We start from the raw sequence: 1,381 nt of genomic DNA, 5'->3' as shown, positions 1-1,381 counted from the left end.
GTCAGCGGCGATGTCGAGCAGCAGGCCGTAGATGATCCGTTTGTTGTACCAGGCGATGGCGCTGATGGGTGCGGGAAGCGTGAAGACGACGTGGAAGTACTCGACAGGCAGCAGGTCGGTCTGGCGTGCCTCCAGCCAGCGGTGTGCGGCACTGGCCTGGCACTTTGGGCAATGCCGGTCCCGGCACGAGTTGAAGGACACCTCTGTCCTTGCGCAGCCTGAACAGCGCAACACATGTCCGCCCAGTGCCGCCGTGCGGCACCGTTCGATGGCTGACATGACCTTCAGCTGCCCCAGGCTCAGGCGTGTCGTGGCTCGCCACGCCGGCCCGTGGCTGCGGAAGATGTCCGCAACCTCCAGCATGAGATGCTGCAGGGTATGGGCTTATCCAGGAGGCAGGCGGTCCAGTGGACTGGTGACTTCATGCAGCAGGTCGGTGGCCACCTGCACATAAAGTGCGGTGTTCTCAAGCTTGGCGTGGCCGAGCAGCACCTGGATCACGCGGATGTCCACCTTCTGTTCAAGGAGGTGTGTCGCAAAGCTGTGGCGCAGCGTGTGCATGGACACGCGCTTGTCGATGTGCGCGGCTTCGGCGGCGGCATGAATGGCACGGTTCAACTGTCGCGTGCTTAACTGATCGAGCGGATCGAGCCCGGGAAACAGCCACCCACCATCGAGCATCTTGCCCTGCGCACGGGCCATGCGCCACCATACGCGCAGACGCTCGAGCAGCACCGGCGAGAGCATGGCGTAGCGGTCGCGGCGGCCCTTGCCCTGCTCGATACGCAGTGTCATGCGTTCGCTGTCGACGTCGGTGACCTTCAGCGCTACCACTTCACTCGCGCGCAGCCCGGCACCGTAGGCGACCGACAGCGCAGTCTGGTGCTTGAGGTTGCCGGCTGCCTCGATCAGCCGCCGCACTTCGTCGGGACTGAGCACGACGGGCAATATGCGGGGAACGCGCACCGGTTGCATCCTGACTATCAGCTCGGGCCGGTCGAGCGTGACCGTGAAGAAGAACTTCAGGCCGGTGATCGCGTGGTTCAGCGACACGGCCGATGTGCCGTGATCGACCAGATAGAGCTGGTAGCGGCGCAGGTCCTCGACGGTGGCCGTGTCAGGTGAGCGCCCGAGAAACCGGGCGAATTCACGCACGATGTGCAAATAGACGTCCTGCGTCCTGGGGGCTAGCTGGCGCATGCGCATGTCGTCGATCATGCGTTGGCGCAATGGGCTGACGTTTGCCGGTAAGGAGGTCATGATTCGGCTCCTGTTGAAGAGCGAGGCGGATTGCCTCGCTCTTCAACATAAACCGCGTGACCGGCTTGACCTTCACCTCCAGCGTCGGATCGGAGCCCCTACCGCGCGAGCGGTTTAGTCC

2 protein-coding genes are annotated in these 1,381 nt (G+C 63.6%); both read right to left on the bottom strand.

The window, feature by feature from the left end; translation table 11 throughout:
- The coding region (locus P3T40_RS44920) for an IS91 family transposase (RefSeq protein ID WP_429274094.1) at positions 1-363 on the bottom strand (363 nt) is incomplete at its 3' end.
- Between the two features lie 21 nt (positions 364-384).
- Entirely contained in the window at positions 385-1,260 is an 876-nt protein-coding gene (locus tag P3T40_RS44915; RefSeq protein ID WP_429274093.1) for a site-specific integrase, read from the bottom strand.
- Positions 1,261-1,381: the final 121 nt, after the last annotated feature.

This window comes from Paraburkholderia sp. EB58 (assembly GCF_050436665.1).
Taxonomy (GTDB): Bacteria; Pseudomonadota; Gammaproteobacteria; order Burkholderiales; family Burkholderiaceae; genus Paraburkholderia.
Note: the sequence above shows the minus strand (reverse complement) of the source record. Positions and strands in the feature narration are given on the sequence as shown.